The 25,855-nt window shown below is 69.3% G+C and carries 28 protein-coding genes; 12 read left to right on the plus strand and 16 right to left on the minus strand.

Annotated elements, in window-relative coordinates:
* Positions 1–21: 21 nt before the first annotated feature.
* Positions 22–549 carry a YbhB/YbcL family Raf kinase inhibitor-like protein gene (locus tag IEY60_RS16305; RefSeq protein ID WP_189028884.1) on the minus strand — a complete coding sequence of 176 codons (528 nt, stop codon included), beginning with the start codon at positions 547–549 and terminating at the stop codon, positions 22–24.
* A 27-nt stretch (positions 550–576) separates the two neighbouring features.
* A complete protein-coding gene (locus IEY60_RS16310; RefSeq protein ID WP_189028886.1) occupies positions 577–1,938 on the minus strand; it encodes a M20/M25/M40 family metallo-hydrolase in 1,362 nt (453 codons plus the stop codon).
* A 143-nt stretch (positions 1,939–2,081) separates the two neighbouring features.
* Here IEY60_RS16310 and IEY60_RS16315 point away from each other — a divergent pair, with 143 nt between their 5' ends.
* Positions 2,082–3,029 (plus strand): endonuclease/exonuclease/phosphatase family protein, encoded by a 948-nt coding sequence (locus IEY60_RS16315; protein ID WP_189028888.1) that lies wholly within the window; start codon positions 2,082–2,084, stop codon positions 3,027–3,029.
* Positions 3,030–3,032: 3 nt separating this feature from the next.
* Here the strand turns inward: IEY60_RS16315 and IEY60_RS16320 are convergent, their stop codons facing one another.
* A complete protein-coding gene (locus IEY60_RS16320) occupies positions 3,033–3,647 on the minus strand; it encodes a TetR/AcrR family transcriptional regulator (protein WP_229739881.1) in 615 nt (204 codons plus the stop codon).
* A gap of 56 nt (positions 3,648–3,703) precedes the next feature.
* Between IEY60_RS16320 and IEY60_RS16325 the strand changes: the two genes are divergently transcribed.
* The gene (locus IEY60_RS16325; protein WP_189028890.1) at positions 3,704–4,546 is read left to right on the plus strand and encodes an alpha/beta fold hydrolase; all 843 of its coding nucleotides are present in this window, start codon (positions 3,704–3,706) and stop codon (positions 4,544–4,546) included.
* A 6-nt stretch (positions 4,547–4,552) separates the two neighbouring features.
* Here IEY60_RS16325 and IEY60_RS16330 read toward each other — a convergent pair whose 3' ends face one another.
* Together IEY60_RS16330 and IEY60_RS16335 are read right to left on the minus strand one after the other, a co-directional pair.
* Entirely contained in the window at positions 4,553–5,554 is a 1,002-nt protein-coding gene (locus IEY60_RS16330) for a DUF6745 domain-containing protein (RefSeq protein WP_189028892.1), read from the minus strand.
* 20 nt (positions 5,555–5,574) lie between these two features.
* Positions 5,575–5,901: a DUF8820 family protein gene (locus IEY60_RS16335; RefSeq protein ID WP_189028894.1), complete on the minus strand. Its 327-nt coding sequence runs from the start codon at positions 5,899–5,901 to the stop codon at positions 5,575–5,577.
* Between the two features lie 154 nt (positions 5,902–6,055).
* Here IEY60_RS16335 and IEY60_RS16340 point away from each other — a divergent pair, with 154 nt between their 5' ends.
* Genes IEY60_RS16340 through IEY60_RS16360 form a run of 5 tightly spaced genes read left to right on the plus strand, consistent with a single transcriptional unit; the run spans position 6,056 to position 11,218 of the window.
* Complete coding sequence (locus tag IEY60_RS16340) at positions 6,056–7,036, plus strand: STM4015 family protein (RefSeq protein ID WP_189028896.1); 981 nt, start codon at positions 6,056–6,058, stop codon at positions 7,034–7,036.
* A gap of 6 nt (positions 7,037–7,042) precedes the next feature.
* Positions 7,043–8,104: an STM4014 family protein gene (locus IEY60_RS16345; RefSeq protein WP_189028898.1), complete on the plus strand. Its 1,062-nt coding sequence runs from the start codon at positions 7,043–7,045 to the stop codon at positions 8,102–8,104.
* Positions 8,101–8,937, plus strand: a complete 837-nt coding sequence (locus IEY60_RS16350; RefSeq protein ID WP_229739882.1) for an STM4013/SEN3800 family hydrolase — start codon at positions 8,101–8,103, stop codon at positions 8,935–8,937. Before IEY60_RS16345 ends, IEY60_RS16350 begins: the two co-directional genes overlap by 4 nt.
* Complete coding sequence (locus IEY60_RS16355; RefSeq protein WP_189028900.1) at positions 8,934–10,271, plus strand: STM4012 family radical SAM protein; 1,338 nt, start codon at positions 8,934–8,936, stop codon at positions 10,269–10,271. Before IEY60_RS16350 ends, IEY60_RS16355 begins: the two co-directional genes overlap by 4 nt.
* A 2-nt stretch (positions 10,272–10,273) precedes the next feature.
* Positions 10,274–11,218 carry an STM4011 family radical SAM protein gene (locus tag IEY60_RS16360; protein ID WP_189028902.1) on the plus strand — a complete coding sequence of 315 codons (945 nt, stop codon included), beginning with the start codon at positions 10,274–10,276 and terminating at the stop codon, positions 11,216–11,218.
* Here the strand turns inward: IEY60_RS16360 and IEY60_RS16365 are convergent.
* The 4 genes from IEY60_RS16365 to IEY60_RS16380 form a co-directional block, all read right to left on the minus strand.
* Complete coding sequence (locus IEY60_RS16365; protein WP_189028905.1) at positions 11,122–11,634, minus strand: OsmC family protein; 513 nt, start codon at positions 11,632–11,634, stop codon at positions 11,122–11,124. The genes IEY60_RS16360 and IEY60_RS16365 overlap by 97 nt on opposite strands.
* A 65-nt stretch (positions 11,635–11,699) precedes the next feature.
* Positions 11,700–12,311, minus strand: coding sequence for a class I SAM-dependent methyltransferase (locus IEY60_RS16370; protein WP_189028907.1), 612 nt, complete (start codon positions 12,309–12,311; stop codon positions 11,700–11,702).
* A 39-nt stretch (positions 12,312–12,350) separates the two neighbouring features.
* A complete protein-coding gene (locus tag IEY60_RS16375) occupies positions 12,351–13,436 on the minus strand; it encodes a metallophosphoesterase (protein ID WP_189028909.1) in 1,086 nt (361 codons plus the stop codon).
* Between the two features lie 37 nt (positions 13,437–13,473).
* A complete protein-coding gene (locus IEY60_RS16380; protein ID WP_189028911.1) occupies positions 13,474–14,694 on the minus strand; it encodes a hypothetical protein in 1,221 nt (406 codons plus the stop codon).
* 262 nt (positions 14,695–14,956) lie between these two features.
* On the opposite strand from IEY60_RS16380, the gene IEY60_RS16385 reads away from it, so the two are divergent.
* Complete coding sequence (locus tag IEY60_RS16385; RefSeq protein ID WP_189028913.1) at positions 14,957–15,901, plus strand: AraC family transcriptional regulator; 945 nt, start codon at positions 14,957–14,959, stop codon at positions 15,899–15,901.
* Between the two features lie 4 nt (positions 15,902–15,905).
* Here the strand turns inward: IEY60_RS16385 and IEY60_RS16390 are convergent, their stop codons facing one another.
* Complete coding sequence (locus tag IEY60_RS16390) at positions 15,906–17,384, minus strand: sugar porter family MFS transporter (RefSeq protein WP_189028915.1); 1,479 nt, start codon at positions 17,382–17,384, stop codon at positions 15,906–15,908.
* Positions 17,385–17,565: 181 nt separating this feature from the next.
* Between IEY60_RS16390 and ppk2 the strand changes: the two genes are divergently transcribed.
* Entirely contained in the window at positions 17,566–18,501 is a 936-nt protein-coding gene (gene ppk2 / locus IEY60_RS16395) for a polyphosphate kinase 2 (RefSeq protein ID WP_189028917.1), read from the plus strand.
* Position 18,502: 1 nt separating this feature from the next.
* Here the strand turns inward: ppk2 and IEY60_RS16400 are convergent, their stop codons facing one another.
* Entirely contained in the window at positions 18,503–19,246 is a 744-nt protein-coding gene (locus IEY60_RS16400; protein WP_189028919.1) for an SCO6745 family protein, read from the minus strand.
* 92 nt (positions 19,247–19,338) lie between these two features.
* Here IEY60_RS16400 and IEY60_RS16405 point away from each other — a divergent pair, with 92 nt between their 5' ends.
* Complete coding sequence (locus IEY60_RS16405) at positions 19,339–20,064, plus strand: SIR2 family NAD-dependent protein deacylase (RefSeq protein WP_229739883.1); 726 nt, start codon at positions 19,339–19,341, stop codon at positions 20,062–20,064.
* Between the two features lie 43 nt (positions 20,065–20,107).
* On the plus strand, positions 20,108–20,764 hold the full coding sequence (locus IEY60_RS16410) for a CPBP family intramembrane glutamic endopeptidase (protein WP_189028921.1): 657 nt from the start codon (positions 20,108–20,110) through the stop codon (positions 20,762–20,764).
* Between the two features lie 51 nt (positions 20,765–20,815).
* Here the strand turns inward: IEY60_RS16410 and IEY60_RS16415 are convergent, their stop codons facing one another.
* Complete coding sequence (locus IEY60_RS16415; protein WP_189028923.1) at positions 20,816–21,700, minus strand: NAD(P)-dependent oxidoreductase; 885 nt, start codon at positions 21,698–21,700, stop codon at positions 20,816–20,818.
* Positions 21,701–21,750: 50 nt separating this feature from the next.
* On the opposite strand from IEY60_RS16415, the gene IEY60_RS16420 reads away from it, so the two are divergent.
* Positions 21,751–22,149: a MerR family transcriptional regulator gene (locus IEY60_RS16420; protein ID WP_189028925.1), complete on the plus strand. Its 399-nt coding sequence runs from the start codon at positions 21,751–21,753 to the stop codon at positions 22,147–22,149.
* 211 nt (positions 22,150–22,360) lie between these two features.
* On the opposite strand, the gene IEY60_RS16425 is transcribed toward IEY60_RS16420, so the two are convergent.
* From IEY60_RS16425 to IEY60_RS16440, 4 genes are all read right to left on the minus strand, one after another.
* Complete coding sequence (locus tag IEY60_RS16425; protein WP_189028927.1) at positions 22,361–23,839, minus strand: hypothetical protein; 1,479 nt, start codon at positions 23,837–23,839, stop codon at positions 22,361–22,363.
* Positions 23,840–23,930: 91 nt separating this feature from the next.
* The gene (locus tag IEY60_RS16430; protein WP_189028929.1) at positions 23,931–24,122 is read right to left on the minus strand and encodes a hypothetical protein; all 192 of its coding nucleotides are present in this window, start codon (positions 24,120–24,122) and stop codon (positions 23,931–23,933) included.
* 38 nt (positions 24,123–24,160) lie between these two features.
* Positions 24,161–25,417, minus strand: a complete 1,257-nt coding sequence (locus IEY60_RS16435) for an MFS transporter (RefSeq protein WP_189028931.1) — start codon at positions 25,415–25,417, stop codon at positions 24,161–24,163.
* 49 nt (positions 25,418–25,466) lie between these two features.
* Complete coding sequence (locus IEY60_RS16440; protein ID WP_189028933.1) at positions 25,467–25,841, minus strand: nitroreductase family deazaflavin-dependent oxidoreductase; 375 nt, start codon at positions 25,839–25,841, stop codon at positions 25,467–25,469.
* Between the last annotated feature and the right edge of the window lie 14 nt (positions 25,842–25,855).

Below are 25,855 nucleotides of genomic sequence, written 5' to 3' on the forward strand. Positions count from 1 at the left end.
GGGGCCCACCGCCGTTTGCGTTCAGTTCTGCTCGTAGGTGCCGATCAGGGTGGCCCGGCCGAGGGAATGGGCGAACAGGTTGAATCCGAGGTAGGCGGGTGTCGCGTCCGGCCCGACCTCGAGCTCGGGGACGTCGACGGCGTGCACCACCACGAAGTACCGGTGCGGCCCATGGCCTTGCGGCGGCGCGGCGCCGACGAAGCCGGGGAAGCCGCCGTCGTTGCGCAGCGTGACCGCACCGGCGGGCAGTGTCCCGCCTTCGCTGCCCGCACCGGCGTCGAGGGAGGTCACCGAGGCCGGGATGTTGGCGACGGCCCAGTGCCAGAAGCCCGACGCGGTCGGGGCGTCCGGGTCATACACGGTGACCGCGAAGCTCTGGGTGCCCTCCGGGAAGCCGGACCAGCTCAGCTGCGGCGAGATGTCCTTGCCGCCCGCCCCGAACACCCCGGACACCTGGTCGTTGGCCAGCGGCTGACCATCGGTGATGTCGGTGGAGGTGACGGTGAACGACGGAACCTGCGGCAGTGCGTCATACGGGTTGTAGCTCATGGGTTCTCCGATTCGTGGCGTCGGTGCTCAGCTGTGCAGGAGGAAGTGTTCCAGTACCCGGGTGCCGAATTCCAGTGACTGCACCGGCACCCGCTCGTCCACCCCGTGGAACAGGGCGGTGAAGTCCAGCTCCGGCGGCAGCTGCAGCGGCGCGAAGCCGAAGCAGCGAATACCCAACCGCGCGAACGCTTTCGCGTCGGTGCCGCCGGAGAGCATGTAGGGCACGGTGCGCCCGTTGGCGTCGTGGGCGAGCACCGCGTCGTTCATGGCGTCGACGAGGTGACCGTCGAAGGTGGTCTCGTAGGAGTCGAGCTTGGTGATCCACTCGCGTTCGACGTCGGGGCCGATCAGTTCGTCGACCTCGCGTTCGAACGCGGCCTGGCGCCCCGGCACGACCCGGCAGTCCACGACGGCCTCGGCGGTCTGCGGGATGACGTTGGCCTTGTATCCCGCCTGCAGCATCGTCGGATTGGCGGTGTCACGCAGGGTGGCGCCGATGATGCGGGAGATGGTGCCGAGCTTGGCCAGCTGGCCCTCGATATCGGGGCCTTCCGGGTCGAACTGCAGCCCGCTCTCCTCGCTGACGGCGGCGAGGAACTCGGCCACCGAATCCGAGAGCACCACCGGGAACGTGTGCCTGCCCAGCCGGGCGACGGCCTCGGCGAGGATCGTGACGGCGTTGTCGTCGTGCAGGAACGAGCCGTGCCCGGCGCGAGCCTTGGCCCGCAGGCGCATCCAGCCCAGCCCCTTCTCCGCGGTCTCCACCAGGTAGAGCCTGCGTTCGGTGCCGTCGGGACGCGGTACGGTCAGCGAGAACCCGCCGACCTCGCCGACCGCCTCGGTGACCCCGTCGAACAGATCGGGCCGGTTGTCGACCAGCCACTGCGACCCCCACCTGCCGCCATTCTCCTCGTCGGCCAGGAACGCGAACACCAGATCGCGCGGCGGCACCGTGCCCTCGGCCTTGAACTGGCGGGCCAGGGCCAGCGTCATGCCGACCATGTCCTTCATGTCGATCGCGCCGCGACCCCATACGTAGCCGTCGCGGACCGCGCCGGAGAACGGGTGCACACTCCAGTCGGCGGCTTCGGCGGGCACGACGTCGAGGTGTCCGTGGATCATGAGGGCGCCGCGGCTGGAGTCGGCGCCTTTCAACCGCGCGAACACATTGCCGCGGCCGGGCGCGCCCGATTCGACGTACTCGGTCTCGTACCCGACCTCCTGCAACTGCGCGGCCACCCACTCGGCGCACTCGCGCTCGCCTTTGGTGGTCGCCAGCTCACCGGTGTTGGAGGTGTCGAACCGGATCAGCGCACTGACCAGCTCCACCACCTCGTCCACCGCGCGGGACCGTTCGTTCGAACCAGAACTCTCGCCAGATGCCGACACGTCCCCTTTCCTACCACCCCTGCCGCCTCCCCCGCGCCATCTCCCCTGGCGCGCGCGGATTCCGCCGCTGCTGGCGACTACAACTCGCGCTGAGCGGAATTCCGGATTAGCGCGTCCACCGGGCCGCGTGTTTGGCTGTGGCGATGAGATCGCGGGTCGTTCGGGTCGGTACCTCCGTGCTGGCAGGCGCCGCGACGCTGGCGGGCGCGCTCGGTGTCGCGCTGCACTACACCGGATGGTCGGCGGAGCCGTTGGTGCTCGCCACATCAGGTTCGCCGTATCTGATGATCGGTGCGATCGTCGGTGCGGTGGGGTTCGCGGCGACCCGGCAGTGGGTCGCGACCGGGGTCGCGGTGGTCGTGGCGGCGGTCGGGGTGGCGACGCAGGCGCCGTTGTATATCGCCGGTGCCGGCGGTGACGGGCACCCGATCACGGTCATGCAGGCCAATCTGCTGTTCGACGGCGCCGACCCGTCCGCGCTCGTCGAGGCGGTGCGGTCCCGTGATGTCGCGGTGCTCACCGTCAACGAACTCACCCGCGCCGCCGTCACCGCCCTCGGCGCCGCCGGGCTCGACCAACTGCTGCCGTATCGCTATCTGGCGCCCGGCCAGACGGCGAGCGGGACCGGGATCTGGAGCCGGTATCCGTTGTCGGACACCGTCGAATACGACGGCTACGTCCTCAATCAGATCTCGGCTACCGCCACCGTGCCGGAGGTCGGGCCGGTCTCGGTCTACGCCTTCCACCCCGTCCCGCCGGTGTACGACACCGATGTCTGGGCCGATGAATTGTCCCGGCTCGACGCCGTACTGCGCCGGTCGCCCGCGGATCGCCCGGTGATCGTCGGCGGCGACTTCAATGCCACCTACGACCACACCCGCTTCCGCGCGATGGCGTCCGGTCGTTTCGCCGATGCCGCCGAGCAGGCCGGTGCCGGACACCTGGTCACCTATCCGACCGACAAACGGCTGCCACCGCTGGTCGGCATCGACCATGTCCTGCTCGCGGGCGCACACGCTACATCCGTGGAGACGGTCGCTCTGCCCGGTGCAGACCACAACGCGCTGGTGGCCCGCATCATCCTCGAGTAACTCTCACCCCGGCCGGGATGCGGTGCGGTCGCGGGCGGCGAGCAGCGTGTCGATCCGAGACGATATCGCCTGACCCGCCGCGAGCAGCGGTTCGGTCGAACGCAGTGTCCGGCCCAGCACGAACGCGCCCTCCAAGCTGCTCAGCACACCGAGGATCAGGTCACGCGCCTGCGGCTCATCCAGCCCGCGGCCCACGAAATACGCTGTGCCCTTGTCGATCCAGTCCGTGACGACCTCGGCGGCGACCTCACGCAGCGCGGGTTCGCTGTCGGCGATCTCGCCCGCGACGGTGCCGACCGGGCACATGTTGATCCACCCGGACTCCTCGAGTGTGCGTGCCGCATCGGCGAAGGCGGCGGGCACGGCGGCGCGCAGGTCGTCGTGCGGGTCCATCAGCAGCGGCAGCAACTGGATATAGGCCGCGCCCGAGCTGCGCAGCGCCTCGGCCGCGATCTGCACCTTGCCGTGCGGAAAGTGGTGATAGAGCGACCCCATCGGCGCCGCGGCGGCCGCGGTGATCTGTTTGACGGTGATGGCGCTGTACCCGTGGGTGCGCATCAACTCCCCGACCGCGACGACCAGGCGATCCCGCGTCGTCGTTGACATCTTCTCGCTCACCGCTCCAGAATAGAGCAAACGCACTAGAGCATTCGCTCTAACGTCTGGAGGTTTCCATGCCGACCGTCGAACTGCCCGCGGGCCGCATCCACTACCGCGAACACGGCGATGGCCCGCCGGTCGTCCTGCTGCACGGCCTGCTGATGAACCACACCGTCTGGGATTCGGTCATCGACCTGCTGCCGGCCGGCTTCCGCTACGTCCTGCCCGACCTGCCGCTGGGCGCACATCCCGAACCGCTGCGCCCCGGCACCGACCTGAGCCTGCGCGGCCTCAACCAGCTCATCGCCGACTTCCTGGCCGCCCTCGACCTGAGCGATGTCACCCTCGTCCACTCCGATTGGGGCGGTGCCCTGTTCCTCACCGCCTACGGCCTGGACAAGCGCGTCGGCCGCCTGATCGTCTTGCCCTGCGAAGCGTTCGACAACTTCCCGCCCGGCCTGCCCGGCAAGACCGCGATCCTCGCCTCGATCCTGCCCGGTGGTGTCAGCCTCGCACTGCGCCAGCTCCGCATCCGCCGGCTCCGCAGCAATCCCCTCCTGTTCGGCTGGATGGCCAAATTCCCTCTCCCCGACGACCTCGTCCACAGGTGGACCGAACCCGGCCTGCGTGACCCCGGCATCCGCGCCGACGTGCTCGCCTACATGCGCTCCGGTTATGACAAACACACCCTGATCGCGAATACCGAAGCGCTCCAGCACTTCCCGGGTGAAGCCCTGATTCTCTGGTCGTCGGCGGGCAAGGTGATGCCGCGCGAGCACGGCCGCCGCCTGGCCGCCCTCATCCCCCACGCCCGGCTGGTCGAGATCGACGACGCCTACGTCCTGTCGATGCTCGACCAGCCCGCCGCCGTCGCGGCCGCAATCAGCGAATTCCTCACCACGACAGCGGCACGCTGACGCCGCTCAGGTCTGCTGGACAGGCTCGTACACGTCGGCGGCGAGCCCGAACGTCCAGGCGACGCCCTCCCGCGCGGTGCGGGTCGTCGGTGGAACCCGCAGCCAGTAGGTGCGGTTGGTCCCGTCCGGCTCCGGTGTCGAGTTGACCACCTCGACCATCACCACGTCCTCGTCGCCGTCGAGGGCGATCCGCCACAGGATGCCGGTGTCGTCGCGGTGGACGGGGCGGGCGTCGGATTCGGTGAGGTAGCGGTCGTAGCCGTAGTGCTCGAGCATGACCCGCCGCAGTTCGGCGTTGTCCTCGTCGCGGATCCGCTGCGGCGTCAACGAGTCGAGACTGTCGAGGAATTCGGCGGGCACCGGCATGCCGCGCCAGGCGTACAGCGCGAAGCCGTCGGCGTAGGCCAGGGCGGGGCCGTCGGCGCGATCGAGGCGTCCGGCTTCGTCCCGGTGCAGCGCGAGCGGACGTTCGGAGATGATCGCGACCTTCTCGTAGGGCCACCACCAGCCGGCTTCCGCGGCGACGGCGGCGACGCCGTCGAGCGGTCGTCCGGGCGCGGTGTCGTAGGCGCTGAGCCAGGCCGCCTCGTGCTGGCCGAGCACGGCATCGAGCAGCAGGACCCGGATCTGTCGTTCCTGGTTGCGATCACCGGCCGCCGTCTCGACGACGCCGGCGCGGATACGGTCGACGACGGTGGTGGTGAGTTCCCACAGGTCGGCGCCGGTCGCCCGCCAGTGCGCGCTGTAGCCGTGCGCGCCGAGTTCGGTGTGCAGCCGGGCGCGTTCGGCCGCCCAGGGTCCGCTGCGCACGGCTTCCCGCACCGGTGCACCGGTTTCGATTCCCGCGATCAGTATCCGTACCGCCTCCAACGGCGATCGGGCCCACAGGATCTGCTCCGGTTCGGGCAGCCCTGCCCGCGAATAGGCGAGCCGCACACCCGCTTCGGCGGTGGCACGGTCACCAGGGCCGGTGGCGGCGGCGATCGCGCGCCAGTCGAGCTCTGCCATCGTCGTATTCCCCTCGATCATCAGTCGGCCACCACCCGCACGGAACCGGGCACGTATTCGCGCTGCCGGACCACCCGGTACCAGCCCTTGGGCAAGCCGATGGCCGCGTGCTCCTCGTGCACCACGCGCCCGCCTTCGGGCAGGTGCAGCAGCATCGGGCCGAAAACCCCTGCCTCCCTGATCAACCGGCCGGGCCCGGGAATCGCGTGCGCGTGCCCGGTCACCTCACCCAGCGCCAGGACGAGCCTGCCCCGGCCGTCACGCTTCTCCCCGTGTGCCGCGCGGGCGCTGTCGGGCACCGCGGTCTCGGTCAGCGGCACGATCAGCACATCGCCTTGTCGATACATGAATTTCCTCCCGTCACGGCCCGCGACTGCTGCCGTGGCGTGGACGGTAGCGGCAGGTGCCGACAACTCGGCCCGGCGCGCGGATTGTCGGTGGCGCTTGGTAGAAACGCAGCTGTCACACGGGGTCACCACGCCAGAAGGGGCGGGAACATACATGTCCATCGGAGAACATCTGCGCGGGTTGGGCGGTCTGCCCGCATACCAGTTCCCTGACCCGGCGAAGGACGCCGCTGCGCAGGCGGTCGCCCTGAGCCGATTGCCCGCCACGGACGGGGTCGCATGGCGGATCAGCGTCAACCCCTACGACGCCGAGGAGACGTGGCCGGAGGCATTCGGCCGGTTCCTCGACACCGTCGACCCGGCGCAGGTTCGCGCGATCATCGTCGGTTCGTGGGCAGATGCCTACGACAACCGCCCCGATGACGTCATCGACGCCATCATCGCTGCCCGCGAACAGCTTCCGGCCCTGCGCGCGCTGTTCGTCGGCGACATCATCGGCGAGGAGTGCGAGATCTCCTGGATCAACCAGGGTGAGGTGACCAGGCTGCTCGACGCGTTCCCCCAGCTCGAAGAATTCGGCGTGCGCGGTGGCGAGCGGCTCGAATTCCCCGCGGTCCGCCACGAGAACCTGCGCACCCTGAAGGTGCAGGCAGGTGGTCTGCCGGTCGCGGTGGTCCGCGGTGTCGCCGCCAGCGAGCTGCCATCGCTGCGCGACCTCGAACTGTGGCTGGGTACCTCCGAATACGGCGGCGACGCCGATGTCACCGATCTCGCGCCGATCCTGGCCGGCGATCAACTGCCCAGTCTGAAGCGGCTGGCCCTGCGCAACAGTGAGATCCAGGACGCCGTCTGCGCAGCGGTGGCCTCGGCGCCCGTGGTCGCCCGCCTCGACGCACTCGACCTGTCGATGGGTGTGCTCACCGACGACGGCGCCGCCGCCCTGCTCGGCGGCCAGCCGCTGACCCATCTGAAATCGCTGGACCTGCACCACAACTACGTCAGCAAGGAGATCGGCGCCCGCCTCGCCGACACCCTCACCGCGGCCGGTGTCGAGCTGAACCTCGATACCGACGATGCCTATTCCGACGAGGACGACGACGGTTCGGTGTGGCGATTCGTCTCGGTCGGCGAGTGAGCTGACGTGCGATGGGTGGTGGTCGGCAACGCCGAGAACCGGCGGGTCCGGCTGTTCACCGAGGCGGCACTCGCCGCCGGGTTTCGCGCTCCGCGAGTCGTGGAGTGGCTTTCGGTCCTGACCGACGGCGGTCATGATTTCGCCGACGACGAATTCGTCCGGCTGGATTCGCCGGGCGAGAACCCGGCGGTGGACGCGCTGCTGCGCGGAGTGGACGAGCCGACCCGCGTGGAAGGTTCGGCGCGCTGGTACGCCGAATTCCTCGCGGCGGTGGGTTCGCTGCGTGGCGGGTATCGACTCGACGACCCGGCCGATCTCGCTGTCCTGTTCGACAAGCGGCGCTGTCACGCACGCCTGACCGAGGCGGGGGTGCCGGTGCCGTCGTCACCTGCCGGGCCGCTGCGCGGCTGGTCCGACGTGCGGGCTCGGATGCGAGAGGCGGGGATGGCGCGGGTGTTCGTCAAACTCGCGCACGGCTCGTCGGCTTCCGGGGTGCTGGCGATCGAGTCGACCGCGTCGGGCCGCTGGCAGGCGACCACTTCGGTCGAGGTGAGCTCCGATGGGGCGCTGCACAATTCGCTGCGGGTGCGCCGGTACCGCGAGGAACGCGAGATCGCCGCGATCGTCGACCGGCTCGCACCCGACGGCCTGCACCTCGAACGCTGGATCCCCAAGGCCACCATCGGCGGACGGTCCGCCGACCTGCGGGTTGTTGTCATCGCGGGCCGCGCCACCCATGTCGTGGTCCGCACCAGCAAGGAGCCGCTGACCAACCTGCATCTGGGCGGTGCCCGCGGCGATCTGGCCGCGGTCCGTGCCGCGGCGGGCGAGCACTGGGCCGAGGCGATGGAGATCTGTGAACGCGCCGCGGCCTGCTTTCCCGCAACCCTGTGCGTCGGGGTCGATCTGCTGCCCGGTCTCGGCTGGCAGCGGTTCGCTGTCGGTGAGGTCAACGCGTTCGGCGACCTGCTGCCCGGCCTGACCGGACTACCGGGCACACCGGCCGAGGGGATGGACACCTACACCGCCCAACTCACCGCCGCGGCCACGATCGGAGCGTCTCGATGACTCACACCCCGCTCTCGCGCCCCGACATGACCGAGGTCGTCGGCCGCGACGACCTACTCCTGCTCACCCTCGACACCTTGCGCTACGACGTCGCGACCGAACTGGCCGCGGCGGGCAGACTGCCCACCCTGTCGGCGTATCTGCCGCAGGGACGCTGGGACAAACGCCACGCACCGGGCAGTTTCACCTACGCCTCCCATCACGCCATCTTCGCCGGTTTCCTGCCGACCCCGGCCACACCGGGCCCGCATCCGCGCCTGTTCGCGGCCCGTTTCGCGGGCAGCGAGACCACCGCCGACGGCACCTTCGTCTTCGACGAACCCGACCTGGTGACCGCCCTCGCCGCCCGCGGCTATCACACCGTGTGCGTCGGCGGCGTCGGCTTCTTCAACAAGCGGGGCGCGCTCGGCAGTGTGCTGCCAAGCCTGTTCGCCGAAAGCCATTGGGAGCCTGAGTTTTCCGTCGCGTCACCGACGTCCTTCGAAGCTCAGGTGGCGTGTGCCGAACGCGCGGTCGCGGCGGTGCCCGCCGATCAGCGGGTCTTCCTGTTCTTCAACGCGTCGGCGCTGCACCAGCCGAACTGGTTCCACCTCCCGGGCGCCACCCGTGACGCCGGAGACAGCCGCGAAACTCACGCGGCGGCACTCGAATACATCGATGCCCATGTCGGCAGGCTCTTCGACGCGATGCGGGCACGCCGCCGATGTTTCGCGATCGTGTGCTCCGATCACGGCACCGCCTACGGCGACGACGGGTACACCGGTCACCGGCTCGGTCACGAGTCCGTGTGGACGGTCCCCTACAGCCACTTCTTCCTGGAGCCTTCCCCATGATCGACACCGCGCTACCCCGGCCGTACCAGAACTACGTCTACGCCTACCCCCACAAGACCGCCTACCGCCCACTGCCCGCACGACCCGCACTGTCGCAGGTGTGGGCGGGCGAATCACGGTCCGCGCTCTCGCTGTATCTGCACATCCCGTTCTGCGAGGTGCGCTGCGGCTTCTGCAATCTGTTCACCCGGGTCGGCGCCCCGGACGGCCTCACCGGCCGCTACCTCGACGCCCTCACCCGCCAAGCCACCGCCGTCCGCGACGGCCTCGGCGATGCCGAACCCCTGCGGTTCGCGAACGCGGCCTTCGGCGGCGGCACCCCGACCTTCCTCGAGGCCGACGAGCTGACCAGGCTGTGCGATATCGCCGAACAGATCATGGGCGCCGACCTGCGCGCGATCCCGCTCTCGGTGGAGGCATCCCCCGCCACCTCGACCGCCGACCGCCTGGCCGTGCTGGCCGATCGCGGCGCGACCCGCCTGAGTCTGGGCGTGCAGAGCTTCATCGACGAGGAGGCCCGCGCGGCGGTGCGCCCGCAACGGCGCACCGATGTCGAAGCCGCACTGGGCCGTATCCGCGACGCGGGCATTCCCGTGCTCAATATCGACCTCATCTACGGCATCGACGGTCAGACCGCCGCGAGCTGGCAGGTGTCCCTCGACGCGGCGCTGGCATGGCGACCGGAGGAGATCTACCTCTACCCGCTGTACGTGCGTCCGCTGACCGGGCTGGCCAGGCACGCCGATCCCGCTGTCGCCGAACAGGACTGGGATCGCGACCGGCTCGCCCGCTACGCCCAGGGCCGCGATCACCTGCTGGCCGCCGGCTACGAGCAGGTGTCCATGCGCATGTTCCGCCGCCGCGACGCCCCGCCGCAGGGCCCCGACGACTATGCCTGCCAGACCGACGGCATGATCGGACTCGGCTGCGGCGCCCGCTCCTACACGAGCACCCTGCACTACTCCTTCGACTACGCCGTCGACATGCGCGAGGTCCGCGGCATCATCGACACCTACGTCGCGACAACCGATTTCGGCTCGGCGCTGCACGGCCGGGTGATCGACGGCGACGAAGCCGCCCGCAGGCACCTGCTTCAGTCACTGCTGCAAGCCGACGGCCTCTCGGTCGCGGACTACCGCCACCGCTTCGGCACCGATCCCTGGGAAGACTTCGGCGACCAGCTGCACACACTCGCCGAGCGTGGCTGGCTCGCCGACTCCGGCGCCGACCTGCTGCAACTGTCCGCCGAGGGACTGGCCTACTCCGATGCCATCGGCCCGGACTTCTTCTCCCCCGCGGTCCGTGCCGCCATGGCCGCCTACGAGCTGCGCTGACCGTGGACCTGACACTGCTGTACCGCGGCCCGCTCTCGTCCTGCGACTACGACTGCCCGTACTGCCCGTTCGCCAAACGCAGAGACTCCACCGGGCAACTGCGCGCGGACCGCGCCGCCCTGCGCCGTTTCACCGACTGGGCGCACGCACAGACCGACGACCGCCTGTCGGTGCTGTTCACGCCGTGGGGTGAGGGCCTGGTGCGGTCGTGGTACCGCAAAGCCCTGATCGAGCTGTCCCACCGCCCGCACATCGATCGCGTCGCCATCCAGACCAATCTCAGCGGCCGCATCGACTGGACCGCCGACGCCGACCCCGACACGCTCGCCCTCTGGTGCACCTATCACCCCGGCCAGACGCCGTATCGCCGGTTCCTCGACAAGGCCGAACGCCTGGCCGAGACCGGAATCCGGTTCAGCGTCGGCATCGTCGGCCTGCCCGAACACCTCGACCACGCCCGCCGCCTACGCGCCGACCTCCCCGACCACGTCTATCTCTGGGTCAACGCCGCCGAAGGCCACACCTACACCGACGACCACGCCGCGCGGTGGACCGCCATCGATGCCCTGTTCCCGTTCAGCAGACACCCGCACCGCTCGGCAGGCGCCGCCTGCCGGACCGGTTCCTCGGTGATCTCGGTCGACGGCGACGGCGAGGTCCGACGCTGCCATTTCGTCCGCACCCCGCTGGGCAACCTCTACGACGGCTCCTACCGCGCGGCACTGACACCACGACCGTGCCCGCTGGCGGTGTGCGACTGCCACATCGGCTACGTCCACCTCGAAACACTGCCGCTCTACGATGTGTTCGCCGGTGGCGTCCTGGAACGAATCCCGGCCGTGCCTGCGGTTCAGCCGATCTCGAGCGTCGTACTCACCCGGGTGACACCGGTCGACAGGTCGAGCACCGGGCAGTGCGCGTCGACCGCCTGCTGCAGTTCGGCGTAGCGCTGCTCGGTTTCGGGACCGCTGATCCGCACAGTCACCCGCACCGCCTGGAATCCCGGGCGCACCGCGTCGTCGATGCCGAAGAAGCCGCGAACATCCAGATCACCTTCGGCGGTGATCGCGATGTCGTCGACGGCGATGCCGAGCCGCTGCGCCCAGAACCGGTAGGTCACGACCTGGCACGAGATCAACGCCGCCAGGTACACCTCCACCGGATTGGCCGCGGCATCCGCGCCGCCGAGCGCGGGCGGCTCGTCGACGCGCACGGTGTGCGAGCGGGCGGTGACGACGCTGCCCACCGCGCCCTCGGTGACGCCCGCCGCCCGGAACACGAAGTGCGCGTTGGCCGGATCGGTCGCCACCGCCTTCGCCGTGGCATGGGAGATCTCGTTCAACGTCGTGAGCTGACTGGTCATGCCCGGACGCTATCGCCGCCCGGTCCCCGCGCCCAGTCATGCGTTCGGCGTGATTTCAACCGGTGTCAGCGCGCGACACCCAACGACAATGCGGCGAAGGCTTTCGGTGCGCCGGGGTGATAGAACCGGTCGAGTTCGACGGTCTCGAAGCCGGCGTCGCTGATCAATCCGGGGATGTCCCGCACGAGATGACAGCCGCCCGCGATCCGCTGCTGGATCGGATCGAGGCGATGCTGCCAGGTCCGGACCGACGCGTCGGGAGCGAGGCCGTGTTCGACGAAGTGCAGTGTTCCGCCGGGCTTGAGCACGCGGCGGATCTCGGCCAGCGCGGTCGCGACATCGGGGATGGTGCACAAGGTGAACGTCGACAGCGCGGTATCGAAGGTCGCGTCCGGAAACGGCAGCGCCTGACCGTCGAGTCCGGCCCGCTCGATCGGCACCCGGCTCGCCGCGACCCGCTTCGCCGCGATCTTCCACGCGGTGTCCGCGGGTTCGACGCCACGGACTCGCTCCACCGCGTCCGGGTAGAACCCGACATTGGTCCCTGACCCGAACCCGACTTCGAGTACCTCACCGTGCAGGCCGGCGCAGGCGCGGCGGCGCAAGGAGTCGTTGTTGGCCACCCCGCAGACGGTGTCGACGATGTGGGGCAGGATCCGGTCGGTGTAGAAGCCCATCCCCCGATCATCCTCCTGCGGGCAGCGGATCGCCGTCGATCAGGCCAGTCGGCGGTCGAAGACCTGGGTGCCCGCGCCCGAACCAGGGTCGACGGTGACCACGCGCAGGTTCACCTTGTCCGGGGTGAGGTCCATGACCATGAAGCCCAGTTCGTGCTGGGTCTCGTACAGGGCAGGGTGTCCCGATCCGGCCGCGGCGTGGCCGCTCGCCGTTTTGCCCGCCGCGCCGGAGATGATCTGGCGGGTGCCCTTCGACGCGGTGGTCGGTTCGAGCACCTGCAGGGTGTGGTCGTGGCCCGAGAGCAGGAACGACACCTTGCCCAGCACGTGGTCTTCGAAGAACCGTTTGGCGTGCACACCGTTGATCGGCTCGATCGGCAGGCCCTCGTAGTTTCCGGCGTCGCCGTGCGGGCCGTTGCTGAGGTACGGGTGGTGGGTGCACGCGATCTTCCACTGCGCGGTGGACTCGGCGAGGGCACGGTCGAGCCAGGCGCGCTGTTCGTTCATGTACTGCCCGTCGACCGACCAGTACGGGTCGAGCAGCGGCGGGATGTAGGCCGCGAGCGGGTTGACGTCGAGGACGAAGAACTCCACCACCGGGTTCTGTTCGGGCACCCGCACCGAGTAGTAGCGGCTCGGCATCCACCATCGCGGCGATTTCGCGTGGTACTCGACCTCGTGGTTGCCGCGGACCAGCCAGCCGCCGTCACCGGGGAACACCCCGGAGGTGTCGTGGTTGCCGAGCACCATCGCCCACGGGAAGTCCAGTCCCGCATTGGGATCCTCGAACTTCGTCGCGAACTGCACGTCGTCGGGACCGGCGGGGCCCGATTCGTAGATGTTGTCGCCGAGGCCGACGGCCATCGTGAACGGCTCGCGGGCGTGGAACGCGCGAGCGGCGTCGGCGACTGCCCACTGGGTGCGGCTGCCCGTCCCGGCGTCACCGGTGATCAGGATCCGGGCGTTGCGGCCCGCCCGTGGCGCGAACTTGGGCACCTCGGCGGGCACGGCCGCCGCCGGCGTCAGCCCGACGAGCGTGATGCCCGCGACAACGCCCGCCGCGCCGGCCAGAACTTCCCGTCGGCTGAGCCCGGCCGGAGCGGAATCGGTGGTGGAGTGCGACACGTGGATACTCACCTTCTGGTCAGGGATCGGGGGAAATTTACACCGCGCACATCGACTGGATGACGCCACGCACGATCGGTGCGCCGTAATCGGTCGGCGCGAAGGCCAGTTTCTGCACGATCGACAGCGGCGTGAGGACCGCGTCGGCCACCCCGGCGTACCCGGCGATCGAGGTGCCCGCGGAGAACAACAGGCTGGTGATGTCGAGCGTCAGCGTCGCCAGGTCGAAGGCGTTCTCGACCTGCACCTGGGCCAGCGGCACGGTGTCGAGGGCGGTGCCTTCGGCGAGGTCGGCGCCGAGGTCGGCCAGGAAGGTCACCGGGCCCATGTCGAGGGTTTCGACCAGCGGTCCGAGCTCGTCGGAGCGGCGCATCAGCATCACCGCGGCGACCCGGTTGCTCGCCAGGAAGACCTGCAGATCGTCGGCGGCCCGGTGCATGGCCGCCGTGTCGATCTGCACGGCGCCGCTGTCGAGGAACGCCCGCGAACGCTCGACGACGGTGGCCAGGGTCAGGTCGGCGATCGGCGTGCAGGTGCCGTCGGCGGTCATGACCATCGCGGCCAGGTCCACGATCGGCTGCGGTACCTGCACGAGTTCGGTGGTCGCGGCACCCAGCTCCAGCGGCGGATAGACGTTCGGCGCGACACAACCGGCATCGAGGGAACCCTGTACGGCGCGGGCCAGCGCCTTGGTGCCGCTGAACGCCGCGCCGACAATCGGTTTCAGGAAGAACCCGACCGTGGGCACCATGCCCGCAGCGAGTCTGGCCGGGATCTTCACGATGCCGGTGGCGAGGATGAACACCTCGATCGCGTCGCTGACCGTCAGCCGCGACACCGACATCGTCTGGTCGATGCGGCCGGTGCGCACCGCGTCGAGTCCGTTGACGAGGTAGGTGACGATCGGATCGTCGATCTCGGCGGGTCGGGTCCCGACCTTGTCCGGCTGGACCGGAAGCCCGTCCCGATGCACCCGCACGGCCGCCAGCCCGGCCCGGAAGTCGGCGACCCGCAGGTCGTAGGCGGCCAGCTGGGCAGGGCCGACCATGCCGCGCAGCACCGAGGCCGCGGCGGTCACCACGTCGTCGAATGTCGGTGCGCCCGTGGTGCACAGCTGCGCCGCGTCACTGATCGGCGTGGCCGCGAGCGTGTCCTCGGCCGTGGCATGCGCGGTCCCTGGTGCGAGCAGGACACCGGAGGCCAGGGTGAGCGCGGCGAGGGAACCGACGCAGGGCGCGACGAGGCGTGACAGGGGCATGCGCTGTGATCTCCGGCAGGGACGGCCGCCCGGCGCACCGCCGAGGGCATCGGATGGAAGGTGCGAACCGAACCTAGGGCCACACAGTTTCCGAAACGGTGCTCTTCAAGTGAACAATCGACCAATTTGGACATACGTTCAGTTAATGCCCGATCACTGGAGTGCACCGCATGGTGAGTGTGCGCTGGGCGCGACACGCTCCGGATCGTGGCCATCACGACGATCAGGCGACAAGGGCGGTTGCCCGTTGGATACTGGGCCGATGCCCGACCGGATGTCTCCCCTCGTGCTCAGCACCGAGAGCGTTTCCACCCAAGAGGCTTTCGACTATTGGCGCGACAGCGTCTGCGCGATGTATGTCCGGATGCAGGTCGATCCGCTGACCTCGGCGGACTTCCACGCCCGGATCGAGTACGCCACGCTGGAGAACTCCGTCGGCCTGTCGAGAGTCAGGGCCGACGCCCAGCGCGCGCGTCGCCGCCCTGTCGACCTGCAGGCCGACGCCGAAGACTGCATCCTGGGCGTCATCACCCTCGACGGACAGGCGGTGCTCGAACAGGACGGCCGCACCGTCGACGCGAAGCCGGGCACGCTGATCTTCCTCGACAGCACCCGCCCCTACACCGCGACCTGGACGTCGATGTTCGAGGAACTGGTGGTGCAGGTCCCCACGCGCAGCATCTCGGTCACCGACACCCGCTCACTGACCGCCCAGGCCTTCGGGCCCGGCACCGTCGCGCCGGTCGTGACCTCGTGTTTCACTTCCCTTTTCGACCTCGTCTCCACCGACCCTGCCCAGGCAGCCCCGCTGGTCCCGCACGCCCTCGGCTTGTTCGGCGCGGCCGTCGCGACCGCGGCGCGGCGCAAGAGCGAGCCGGAGGAGATCACGGCGGTGCTGCGTCAACAGGTGTTCGACTTCCTGCGCAGTCACGCGTGCGATCCCGAACTCGGCGCCGACACGGTCGCCTCGGCGTGCGGGGTGTCCCGGCGCACGCTGTACCGGATCGTCGGCGGTGGCGGTGTCGCCCACCACATCCGGGAGATCCGGATCGATCGCGCCAAGAAGCTGCTGCAGCGGGAGCGGTATCAGTCGATGGGGGCGATCGCCGCGGCCTGCGGTTTCGGTAGCGAGTCCGGGTTCCATCGCGCGTTCCGGGAGTCGGTCGGCGCGACCCCGGCCGACTACCGGCAGATGGTGCGCCCGTAGGCGATCACGCGGCCGAGGTGGGCCTCCCGACACCGGTCGCGGCATCCATGTCCTCGAGCGACATGCCCTTGGTCTCGTGCACGAACCGGGACACGAACAGCAGCGACAGCAGGGCGAACGCCGCGTACATGCCGTAGGCGAAGCCGAGGGAGAAAGTCTTCAGGCTCGGGAACGACACGGTGATCGCCCAGTTCGCGGCCCACTGTCCGGCCGCGGCGAGCGAGAGCGCGGCGCCGCGGATCCGGTTCGGGAACATCTCACCGAGCAGCACCCACACCACCGGGCCCCAGCTCATGCCGAAGAAGACGACGAAAAGATTCGCCGCGACCAGCGCGATCGGGCCACTCACGCCGCTCAACTCCGGTTCGAGTGTGCCCTCGGCATTCGGCACCTGCTCGGCGGTGCCGAAGCACACCGCCATCGTGGCCAACGTGATGGTCATGCCGATCGAACCGGTCAGCAGCAGCGGCCTGCGCCCGATCCGGTCGATGAGCAGGATCGCGACGATGGTGGTGGCGATATTGACCACCGAGGTGAACACGGTGATCTGGAACGACCGGGACTCCGCGAATCCGACGGCTTCCCAGAGCACGTTCGAGTAGTAGAAGATCACGTTGATACCGACGGCCTGCTGGAACACCGACAGCAGCAGTCCGACCCAGACGATCGGGTAGAGCCCGCCGGTGGGGCGGCGCAGGTCCTTCCACGACGGCTTCACGTCGCCCTTGAGACTGTCCTCGATCCGGCCGATGGTGAGTTCGAGGTTCTTCTCGCCGAACAGCAGCGTCAGCACCTTGCGCGCCTCGGGGATGCGGTGGGTCGCGACGAGGTAGCGCGGAGATTCCGGAATCGTCGACGCCAGTACGCCGTACACCACCGCGGGCACCATCATCGACAGGAACATCCAGCGCCAGGCCTCGAGACCGAACCACAGTGTCGCGCTGGCCCCGCCCGCGATCTCGGCGAGGACGTAGTCGACGAGCAGTGCCAGGAAGATGCCGAGCACGATCGCGAGCTGCTGCAGCGATCCGAGTCTGCCGCGGACGCGCGCCGGTGAGGTTTCCGCGATGTAGGCGGGGGCGATGACCGAGGCGACGCCGACACCGAGGCCGCCGATGATGCGCCCGATCACCAGGATCCAGACGCTGGGCGCGAACGCGGTCACCACCGCGCTGAGGAAGAACAGCGCGGCCGCGATCTTCATGACCTTGACCCGGCCGATCCGGTCGGCGATGCGGCCGGCGGTCATCGCGCCCGCGGCCGCACCGAGCAGCGCCGAGGCCACCGCGAAACCGAGAACGGCGTCGTCGACACCGAATTCACCCTGGATCGCGGCGACCGCGCCGTTGATCACCGCACTGTCGAAGCCGAACAGCAGACCGCCCAGCGCCGCGACGCACGCGATCCGGATGATGTGGTTGCCCGGCGCGCCTTCCTCGTCGGGAGCAGCGGACTGATCGGTGAAGGAACCTCCGTCGGACATCGGCGTCGTCCTCTCCGCGGCGCGGCACCGGATGCCACGCTGAGCACTGGGTGGGTCAGGTCGCAGTATGCCCTGACCTGCGCGCCGATGTCGTCGAGGACACGCACACGGGAACCGCGCCCCCGGCGCCCCACACCGTGTGTTCACCTCGGCGACACGGTCGTCGATTAGCGTCCGGCAGATGACCGATGTCGAGACGCGCACGATCCCCCGCGATCTCAGCGAGATCGCCGATCTCGCCACCGCGGTGAATCTCGCCGACACCACGGCCTTCTCCGTCGACGACAGCGACGACGACGATCCTGTCCTGCTCACCGAGCCCGGTGGCCTGATCGTCGACACGTGGCGGGAGGGCTACCCGTACGACGAACGCCTCTCGCGCACCGACTACGAGCTCGACAAGCGGCTGCTGCAGATCGAGTTGCTGAAGCTGCAGAACTGGGCCAAGGCGACCGGCCGGCGCATCGTCATCGTCTTCGAGGGCCGCGACGCCGCGGGCAAGGGCGGCACCATCAAACGGTTCATGGAGCATCTGAATCCGCGTGGTGCGCGGGTGGTGGCGCTGGAGAAGCCCTCGGCCCGCGAATCCACCCAGTGGTATTTCCAGCGTTATGTCGAGCACCTACCCGCGGCGGGTGAGATCGTGCTGTTCGACCGCTCCTGGTACAACCGGGCCGGTGTCGAGCGGGTGATGGGTTTCTGCACGCCCGAACAACATCGGCGCTTCCTCGCGCAGGTGCCGTTGTTCGAGCGGATGCTCGTCGACGACGGCATCGATCTGGTGAAGTTCTGGTTCTCGGTGTCGCCGCTGGAGCAGCGGACCCGCTTCGCGATCCGTCAGGTCGACCCGGTGCGGCACTGGAAGCTCTCGCCGATGGATCTGGCCTCGCTGGACAAGTGGGATCAGTACACCGCGGCCAAGGAAGAGAACTTCGAGCACACCGACACCGACTACGCGCCATGGATCGTGGTCAAGAGCAACGACAAGAAGCGGGCGCGCCTGAACGCGATGCGCCACGTGCTCAATCTTTTCGACTACGAGAACAAGGACGACGCGATCGTCGGCACCGCGGACCCGCTGATCGTGGGCCGCGGTCGCGACGTCATCGGTTCCTGACTCAGCGCACCAGCATCACCCGGTGAGCAGCGGTGAGCAGCGTCGCCAGCTCGTCGCGCTCGCCGGTGTCGAGTACCTCGAAGCAGGGGGCGATGAGTTCGTCGGTCAACGCCTCGGCGGCGTCCCAGCGCGCCCGCATCTCGTCGGTGACCTCGTCGAACGGTTCGGACCAGCCGAGCAGGCGCGCGTGGGTCGGCCCGTCCGACATCGGTGAGCCCGCGATCAGGATCGCTTGCAGCGGGGTCAGCCCGTTGGCGGTCACGGCGATGAAATGCAGACCACCGCGCAGTTCGCGCAGAACGTGGCTCACCTGCACGAGCGCGGCCCTGCCGTCGCCGGGCCGGGGCATCGCGCGCCAGCCGGCGAACAACGGCAGCCCCGCCGAAGGCGCGGCGTCGACGACGCGGCCCAGCAGCTGCGCGAGGCGGTCGGCGTCGGCCTCGTCGAAGGCGGCGAGCTTGCGGCGCCCGAAGTCGTGACAGGCGGCCAGGTAGGCCGCGGCGGCTTCGGCGGCGGGAATCGGCACCGATTCCCATGCGGCACGGACACATCCGGGTTCGAAGAAGCCGAAGGCCGCCGAGACCACATCGGCGTCGACGTCACCGAGAACGCCGCCGCGCCCGCGCGTGTAGGTGCCGTGGAATCCGGGAACCCCGACCGTGTCCCCGAAGTCCCTGACCTCGCGCGAGAGCATGAACGCCCCACCGAGCTCGAGCACCTGCTGCTTGACCGCTGTCGCCGTCATCGTCTGCCACCTTCCACTGTGTGCCCTTCCAGGCAGACTTTAGCGTGCAATAGCCAGATTGGGCAGCCCCCAGCTGACCTACGCTTGAACTCGTGAACGACCGACCCCTCGTGGCGATCCTGTCCGGCGCCGGTGTCTCCACCGACAGCGGTATCCCCGACTATCGCGGGCCGAACGGCCTGTGGCAGCGCGATCCCGACGCCGAGAAGCTGGTCACCTACGACTACTACATGCGTGACCCCGACATCCGCCGCCGCTCCTGGCTCATGCGCGGCGAACACCCGGCCTGGCGCGCCCGGCCCAATGCCGCGCATCTGGCCGTCACCGCCCTGGCCGAGGCCGGGGTGGCGGTACGGGTGATCACCCAGAATGTCGACGGGCTGCACCAGCTCGCCGGGCTGCCCGACCGCAAGGTCCTGGAACTGCACGGCAATGCCCGCGCGGTGGTCTGCACGGCGTGCGAGGACCGCACGACCACCGAGGCCGCGCTGGACCGGATCGCGGCGGGCGAGGACGATCCGGCGTGCCTGCGCTGCGGTGGGATCCTCAAGACCGCGACGGTCATGTTCGGTCAAGCGCTCGATCCGGAGGTACTCGGTCAGGCGATGACGATCGCGCAGGCCTGCACGGTCTTCATCGCCGTCGGCACCAGTCTGCAGGTCCAGCCCGCCGCGTCGCTGGCAGGCATCGCCGCCGAGCACGGCGCGCGACTGATCATCGTCAACGCCGAGCCGACGCCCTACGACGCGCTCGCCGACGAGGTGATCCGCGAACCCATCGGCACGGCGCTCCCCGCGCTGCTGGCCACCCTCACCTGACTCGCCGGCGGCGCGATCCCGGCGTCGCGGCTAGTCTCGGGGTATGACCGTCGATACCGGCCTCGGCAGCCGGAAGACATGGCTCACAGTCGAATTCGTCGGACTGTTCTTCGGCATCGCCGGCCTGTACGCGGTGTTCCTGCGCGGTGTCAGCCCACTGCCGTTCCTGCTGGTCGTGGCCGGGTGTGTGGTGGTGTATCTGACCCGGACCGGGTTCGACCGTCGCGATTTCCGGCGAGCCGATGCCCTGCGCGCCGCGTTGCCCGGCATGCTCGGGTTGTGGGCGGTGGCCGCGGTTGTGCTCGGTGTCGCGGTCGCGGTGCTGCGCCCGGATTCACTGTTCGATCTGCCGCGGGAGCGCCCGCTGATCTGGCTGCTGGTGCTGGTGTTCTATCCGCTGATCAGCGTGTATCCGCAGGAATTGTTGTTCCGTGCCTTCCTGTTCCACCGCTATGCGCCGGTGTTCGGTGACGGTGTCGGGATGGTCGTGGCCAGTGCGGCCGCGTTCGGGTTCGTGCATCTGATGTTCGGCAGCTGGTTGTCGGTGGCGTTGAGTGCGGCTGCCGGGTGGCTGTTCGCCGAACGGTACCGCCGAACCCGATCCCTGCTGACCGTCTCGGTCGAGCACGCGCTCTACGGGTGCCTCGTGTTCACCATCGGCCTCGGTGACTTCTTCTTTCACGGCGCTGTGACGGCGTGACCCGCGAATCGGCGTGCCGCCCACACGCTCCGGGCGGCACACCGGCCACGGTCAGCTGTGGTAGGGCTTGGAGAATTCCTCGATGAGCACCGGATACTGCTCGCCGCCGTGTCCGGCGGCGATCGACCGGTCGGCCATCGCCTTGATCAGCCTAGGCAGCTCGGCGTTGACACCGAGTGCCTCGCTTTCCTCGACCAGGTGTGCCATCGACCGCGCATCGGTCGCCAGCGCCGCCACCTCGGCGGGAAACTCCCCGCGGTCGATCTGCTCGGCATAGCCGGGCAGCCACTCGGCGACGCCGGTGGCGATCAGCTGCGCGAACGGCGCATAGGTCGCGGCGTCGACACCGGCGGTCCGCAGCATCGCGGTGCCCTGCAGCCAGGCGTTGAGCACGCTCCACATCATGGCCAGGCCCGCCACGTCGTAGAGGGACGCGAGCCCGTGGTCGGCGCCCAGATAGCTGACGGCGCCGAGCGCTTCGAGTGTCGGCCGGTGTGCGTCGAAGTCCGCTTGCGGCCCGCTGTGCAGGATCACGGCCTCGGCTGTTCCGATCGTCGACGGGATCCCCATGATGGCGCCGTCGAGGTAGCGGACGCCGCGCTGCTCGGCCCACCGCGCGGCTTCCCTGGCCTGCGCCGAATCGCCCGAGGTCAGATTGACAACGGTCGTGCCGTCGAGGGGCATACCGCTGGTGCCGAGCAGTTCGCGCACTGCTGTGTAGTCGGTGACGCAGACGATGGTCAGCGGGCTCGCTGCGAGCGCGTCACCGACCGTCGGCGCCCGTCGCGCGCCTCGGGACACCAGGTCGTCGGCCTTGGCGCCGGTGCGGTTCCAGACGGTGGTGGGATGCCCGGCGGCGAGGAAGGCGCCGGCCAGTGCCTGGCCCATCAGGCCGAGCCCGATGACGGTCACAGGTGTGTCGGTGGTGTTGTTCATGGGAGCATCGTCAACGTTGATACCGGTGTGAAGGTCAAGTGAGGGATTCGATGCGAATCGGGGAACTGAGTCATCGGACGGGCGTCAACGCCCATCAGCTGCGCTATTACGAGGCCCAGGGACTACTCGAGGCCGACCGCAGCGCCAACGGCTATCGCGACTACCCCGAGCATTCCGTGCTGCGGGTGACCCAGATCCGGCACCTGCTCGGCGCGGGCCTGTCCTCGGAGGACATCGCCTACCTGCTGCCCTGCGCGGAGGGCGAAGTCCCCGAGCTGCCCGGCTGCCCCGAACTCCTGGCGGCCATGCAGTCACGGATGCAGCGCCTCACCGACCAGATCGAGCGGCTCGCGCGGTCCCGCGACGCGTTGGCGGCCTATATCGCGGCGGCCGAGCAGACCGGCGGTGACAGCTATCCCCCGTTCGACCGCGCAGCTGTTCTCGCCTGAGATTCCGCGGTCCACCGGATGGCCGGTGGTTTCACCCTCGCGTACACCGGGTTTCCGGTGACGTCGGTCAGTCCGACGGCCGGTTCCTGCGTTGCACGCCGACATGGATGTTCGTGTATGCCGGGGCGCCGGCGGGTCGGCAGGACGAGCCGGGCAACCCGGTCCCCACGATGCGGACCAGCACCAGACCATCCTCCCGCACCGGGGCAGTTCACGGCTGGAACTGTGTCGCCCCGATCCGCAGCAGCGACCAGACCAGCAGGGCGCCGACACCGATCGTGAGGAACACGATCATCGGAAGATCGCCGTCCTCACGGGTTTTCGTCATGATCTTCACCGCGCCCGACTCGATGAACAAGGCCAGCACGAGCACCGCGTTCACCGCCACCGCGGCCCACATCGCGCCGGGCTGATACGCCAAGTAGCCCAGGATCCAGCCGAACAGCAAGGTGATCGGCAGCCCGAACAGCATCCAGCCGAAGCCGAGGACCACCAGGTTCTCACCGTGCGCCGTCGGATCGGTTTCGGTCATCTCCTCCATCGATGCACCGGCTACCGGGCGGACCCGGCCGATCTGCACGACCGCATGCCCGAGGCAGGCCACCGCGCACGCGATGACCAGGGCGAAGTATCCCTCGGCTGGGTCGAGTGGTGGTTCCCACGCCCATCGCATCGGCAGCCACCCGCCCCACACCATCAGCACGACCGCCGCCAGGGCGGATCGTCGCGCCCGCAGCCTTTTCCGCGCATACCCGTCCGGGAACAGGCGCTTCTCGCACCCGTACACCCAGCCTGCCCACAGGGGCGCCATGACACCGACGACGACGGTGAGCCAGCGCCATTGCGCGGGCGCCAGGAACATCGACACCATCGCGAGTAGCCAGCTCGCCACCACGATCAGCACCGCCGGCCGAGCGACGGCCGTCCACAGCGTGTCGGCGCGAGCGCGCAGCGCCACCACGGGGTCGGGTTCCGGATCCGGTGGCGGGAGAGCCGGTGCCGATTCCCACCGGTCGGCCGTCACTTCATGGGAAGGCTGCTCCCACTCCCCCTCGAACGCCGATCCCGGACACAGCACGGAACTGTCGTCGTCGCGATAGTCGTAGTCGAGATCCACCTCGCCGTAGGTGCGCATCCGCTCCATGCGCGTGGTGATCGCGAGCCCGTGCCAGGGCTCGTCGCAGTACGGGTTCGGGCAGTCCGGGTAGGTCGGATCGTCGTAGTCGTAGCCGACCTGCGGCTCGCCGTCGCGCATGCTCTGCTCGACGAGCTCATCGATCTCGTCGAGCAGCCGCTGCACCGGCTCCTCGACCGTGACAGGTTCGGCCAGAACAGGTTCCGGTGCGACACCGCCGGCCGACACCATGGCGTAGTCGACTGCCATGACGTCGGCCTCCACCGGCGCGGGCCGCCGCCAGACCCGACGAAACCACAAGTGCCGCACCAGCACCGCGTGCGTGGTGCCGGCGACCATCAGCAGGAACAAGCTGATGTCGAACACTGTCTCGTGTGTCCGGAACGTCCACAGCTCCAGGGCGAACAACCCCAGATAGCCGAGTGCGGCGCCCGCCACCGGCCACGACCGGGCCCGCACCGCCAGGACCGTGAACAGCGGCCAGGTCAGGAAGCCGAGCGAGAGCAGCGGAACGAAGGACACGACCCAGCTCGAGCCCCTGAGTACGGTCGACACGGCAAATCCCCCCACTGCCCGAACATGATCCGCCGATCCTAGGGTCGCCCCCGCACCGAGTCCAGGCGTTTCGCGGGCACTCAGCTCCCGTTCACGACCTCGATTCGGGGACTACCGTCTCGGCGGAGCGGCGCCGGTCCCGGACGACGAGGACCACGGCGGCGATCGACCAGATCACGGCGTAGGCCACGGCACGCATCGGGCTCCAGTTGGTGATCAGCAGTAGGACAGCGACGCCACCGAGTAAGCCGAGCAGCCGCGGGGTGTTCGCTTGACCTTTCATGCGGCAGATCATCGCACGGCTACCGGTCCCACCGCCGGTCAGCCGTCGACGCGGGCGTCGACGGAGCGAACCTCGTCGCGCACCCGCGAGCGGCGGGTACTCCATGCCAACGCCGGGACGATGAGCAGCGCGATCGCCGCGCCGAGGTAGGCCAGGCCGGGGAAGTCGGCGGCCGCGACGATCACTCCGGACCCCAGTCCGCCGCCGGCTCCCGCGATGGCGATGCCCACGTCGACGGTGCCCTGGGTGCGGGCGCGTGTCGCGACCGGGGTGGCGTCGGCGATCATCGTGGTGCCCGCGACGAGGCCCAGATTCCAGCCGAGTCCGAGCAGCCCGAGCGCAGCCGCCAGCGCGATCACCGAGCTCGGCGGGGCCAGGGCCGCGGCCAGCCCCGCCGCGACCAAGGTGGCTGCCGCGGCCACGGCGACCAGCCCGGCCCCGAACCGGTCGACGAGCAGGCCCGACAGCAGCGACGGCAGATACATCCCGGCGACGTGCACCGCGATGACGAAGCCAGCGGCCCCGACACCGTGACCGTGGTGCTGCATGTGGATCGGCGTCATCGTCATCACGGCCGCCATGACGAGCTGGGTCACCACCATCACCGTCGCCCCGGCCACGATCGGTCCCGACCACGTCTTCGCGGCAGGCGCGACAGGTGATTCGGCGGGCTGTTCCGCCACGGCGATGCCGCGGGCGAGCACGAGCGGGTCCGGCCGCAACAGCACCCACAGCACGATCCCGGCGAGCAGATACGCCGCACCCGACAACACGAAAGGCCCTGACAGCGGCGGGATTCCCCACGCCGTGGCCAGATCGGCCATCGGGTGCAGCAGATTGGGACCGACGACCGCGCCGACCGTCGTCGCGACGAGGACCGTGCTGATCGCGCGCGCCCGGTGTGCCGGGGTGGCGAGATCGGCGCCGGCGTAGCGGGCTTGCAAGCTCGTCGCCGTGCCCGCCCCATAGACGAGCAACGACGCGAACAACAACGCGATGCTCCCGGTGACCGCCGCGACGACCACACCGAAACTGCCGAGCGCGCCGATCAGATAGCCGAAGGTCAGCCCCGCGCGGCGTCCGGCGCGCTGCGAGATCCGCCCCACCGCGACCGCGGCCGCCGCCGACCCGGCGGTGAACATCGCACTGGGCAACCCGGCCAGCCCGGTCGACCCGAGCATGTCCTGTGCCAGCAGCGCGCCGACGGTGATGCCGGCGGCCAGGCCGGCGCCACTGAATATCTGGGCGGCCACGAGCACCGTGAGAGTGCGCCGCTGGGCGGGATGTTGGCTCATGACCGTCAACACTGCGCCAAAGATGGACAGTGGTCCAATCTGTTTCCGGTCAGGGCGCGACGAGGTCCATCCGCAGGAACTCGGTGATGCGCAGCAGCTTGGGTGGGCGCGCGACATCGTCGGCGAGTGCCTGGAACGCCTCGGTTTCCCCGATGACGGCGGGTGCGGCGAGTTCCAGCTCTTGCCCGTCGATCCGCAGCCGGGCACGTCCCGCGGCGAGGACGTTGCGCACCCAGTCCGAGCCCGACCCGTAGACCAGCACGAACACGTAACCACCGTCGACCGGGTAGGCGTCCAGCGGCGTCTGATAGGTCCTCCCGGATGACCGCCCGACATGAGTCAGGACCGGCCACTTTCCCCCCTGCACGGCACGCGGATTGAACACCCGCTTGTTGATGTGGCCCCACCACAGTGGCATCGGCATCGGGCTCTCCTCAC

The organism is Nocardia rhizosphaerihabitans (genome assembly GCF_014646295.1).
GTDB lineage: Bacteria > Actinomycetota > Actinomycetes > Mycobacteriales > Mycobacteriaceae > Nocardia > Nocardia rhizosphaerihabitans.

Bases quoted from the DNA above. Each gene is read 5' to 3' on its own strand.
- IEY60_RS16305 (WP_189028884.1), bottom strand. From the start codon at position 549: ATGAGCTACAACCCGTATGACGCACTGCCGCAGGTTCCGTCGTTCACC.
- IEY60_RS16315 (WP_189028888.1), top strand. From the start codon at position 2,082: ATGAGATCGCGGGTCGTTCGGGTCGGTACCTCCGTGCTGGCAGGCGCC.
- IEY60_RS16325 (WP_189028890.1), top strand. From the start codon at position 3,704: ATGCCGACCGTCGAACTGCCCGCGGGCCGCATCCACTACCGCGAACAC.
- IEY60_RS16330 (WP_189028892.1), bottom strand. From the start codon at position 5,554: ATGGCAGAGCTCGACTGGCGCGCGATCGCCGCCGCCACCGGCCCTGGT.
- IEY60_RS16335 (WP_189028894.1), bottom strand. From the start codon at position 5,901: ATGTATCGACAAGGCGATGTGCTGATCGTGCCGCTGACCGAGACCGCG.
- IEY60_RS16340 (WP_189028896.1), top strand. From the start codon at position 6,056: ATGTCCATCGGAGAACATCTGCGCGGGTTGGGCGGTCTGCCCGCATAC.
- IEY60_RS16350 (WP_229739882.1), top strand. From the start codon at position 8,101: ATGACTCACACCCCGCTCTCGCGCCCCGACATGACCGAGGTCGTCGGC.
- IEY60_RS16355 (WP_189028900.1), top strand. From the start codon at position 8,934: ATGATCGACACCGCGCTACCCCGGCCGTACCAGAACTACGTCTACGCC.
- IEY60_RS16365 (WP_189028905.1), bottom strand. From the start codon at position 11,634: ATGACCAGTCAGCTCACGACGTTGAACGAGATCTCCCATGCCACGGCG.
- IEY60_RS16370 (WP_189028907.1), bottom strand. From the start codon at position 12,311: ATGGGCTTCTACACCGACCGGATCCTGCCCCACATCGTCGACACCGTC.
- IEY60_RS16380 (WP_189028911.1), bottom strand. From the start codon at position 14,694: ATGCCCCTGTCACGCCTCGTCGCGCCCTGCGTCGGTTCCCTCGCCGCG.
- IEY60_RS16385 (WP_189028913.1), top strand. From the start codon at position 14,957: ATGCCCGACCGGATGTCTCCCCTCGTGCTCAGCACCGAGAGCGTTTCC.
- IEY60_RS16390 (WP_189028915.1), bottom strand. From the start codon at position 17,384: ATGTCCGACGGAGGTTCCTTCACCGATCAGTCCGCTGCTCCCGACGAG.
- ppk2 (WP_189028917.1), top strand. From the start codon at position 17,566: ATGACCGATGTCGAGACGCGCACGATCCCCCGCGATCTCAGCGAGATC.
- IEY60_RS16400 (WP_189028919.1), bottom strand. From the start codon at position 19,246: ATGACGGCGACAGCGGTCAAGCAGCAGGTGCTCGAGCTCGGTGGGGCG.
- IEY60_RS16410 (WP_189028921.1), top strand. From the start codon at position 20,108: ATGACCGTCGATACCGGCCTCGGCAGCCGGAAGACATGGCTCACAGTC.
- IEY60_RS16415 (WP_189028923.1), bottom strand. From the start codon at position 21,700: ATGAACAACACCACCGACACACCTGTGACCGTCATCGGGCTCGGCCTG.
- IEY60_RS16420 (WP_189028925.1), top strand. From the start codon at position 21,751: ATGCGAATCGGGGAACTGAGTCATCGGACGGGCGTCAACGCCCATCAG.
- IEY60_RS16430 (WP_189028929.1), bottom strand. From the start codon at position 24,122: ATGAAAGGTCAAGCGAACACCCCGCGGCTGCTCGGCTTACTCGGTGGC.
- IEY60_RS16435 (WP_189028931.1), bottom strand. From the start codon at position 25,417: ATGAGCCAACATCCCGCCCAGCGGCGCACTCTCACGGTGCTCGTGGCC.
- IEY60_RS16440 (WP_189028933.1), bottom strand. From the start codon at position 25,841: ATGCCGATGCCACTGTGGTGGGGCCACATCAACAAGCGGGTGTTCAAT.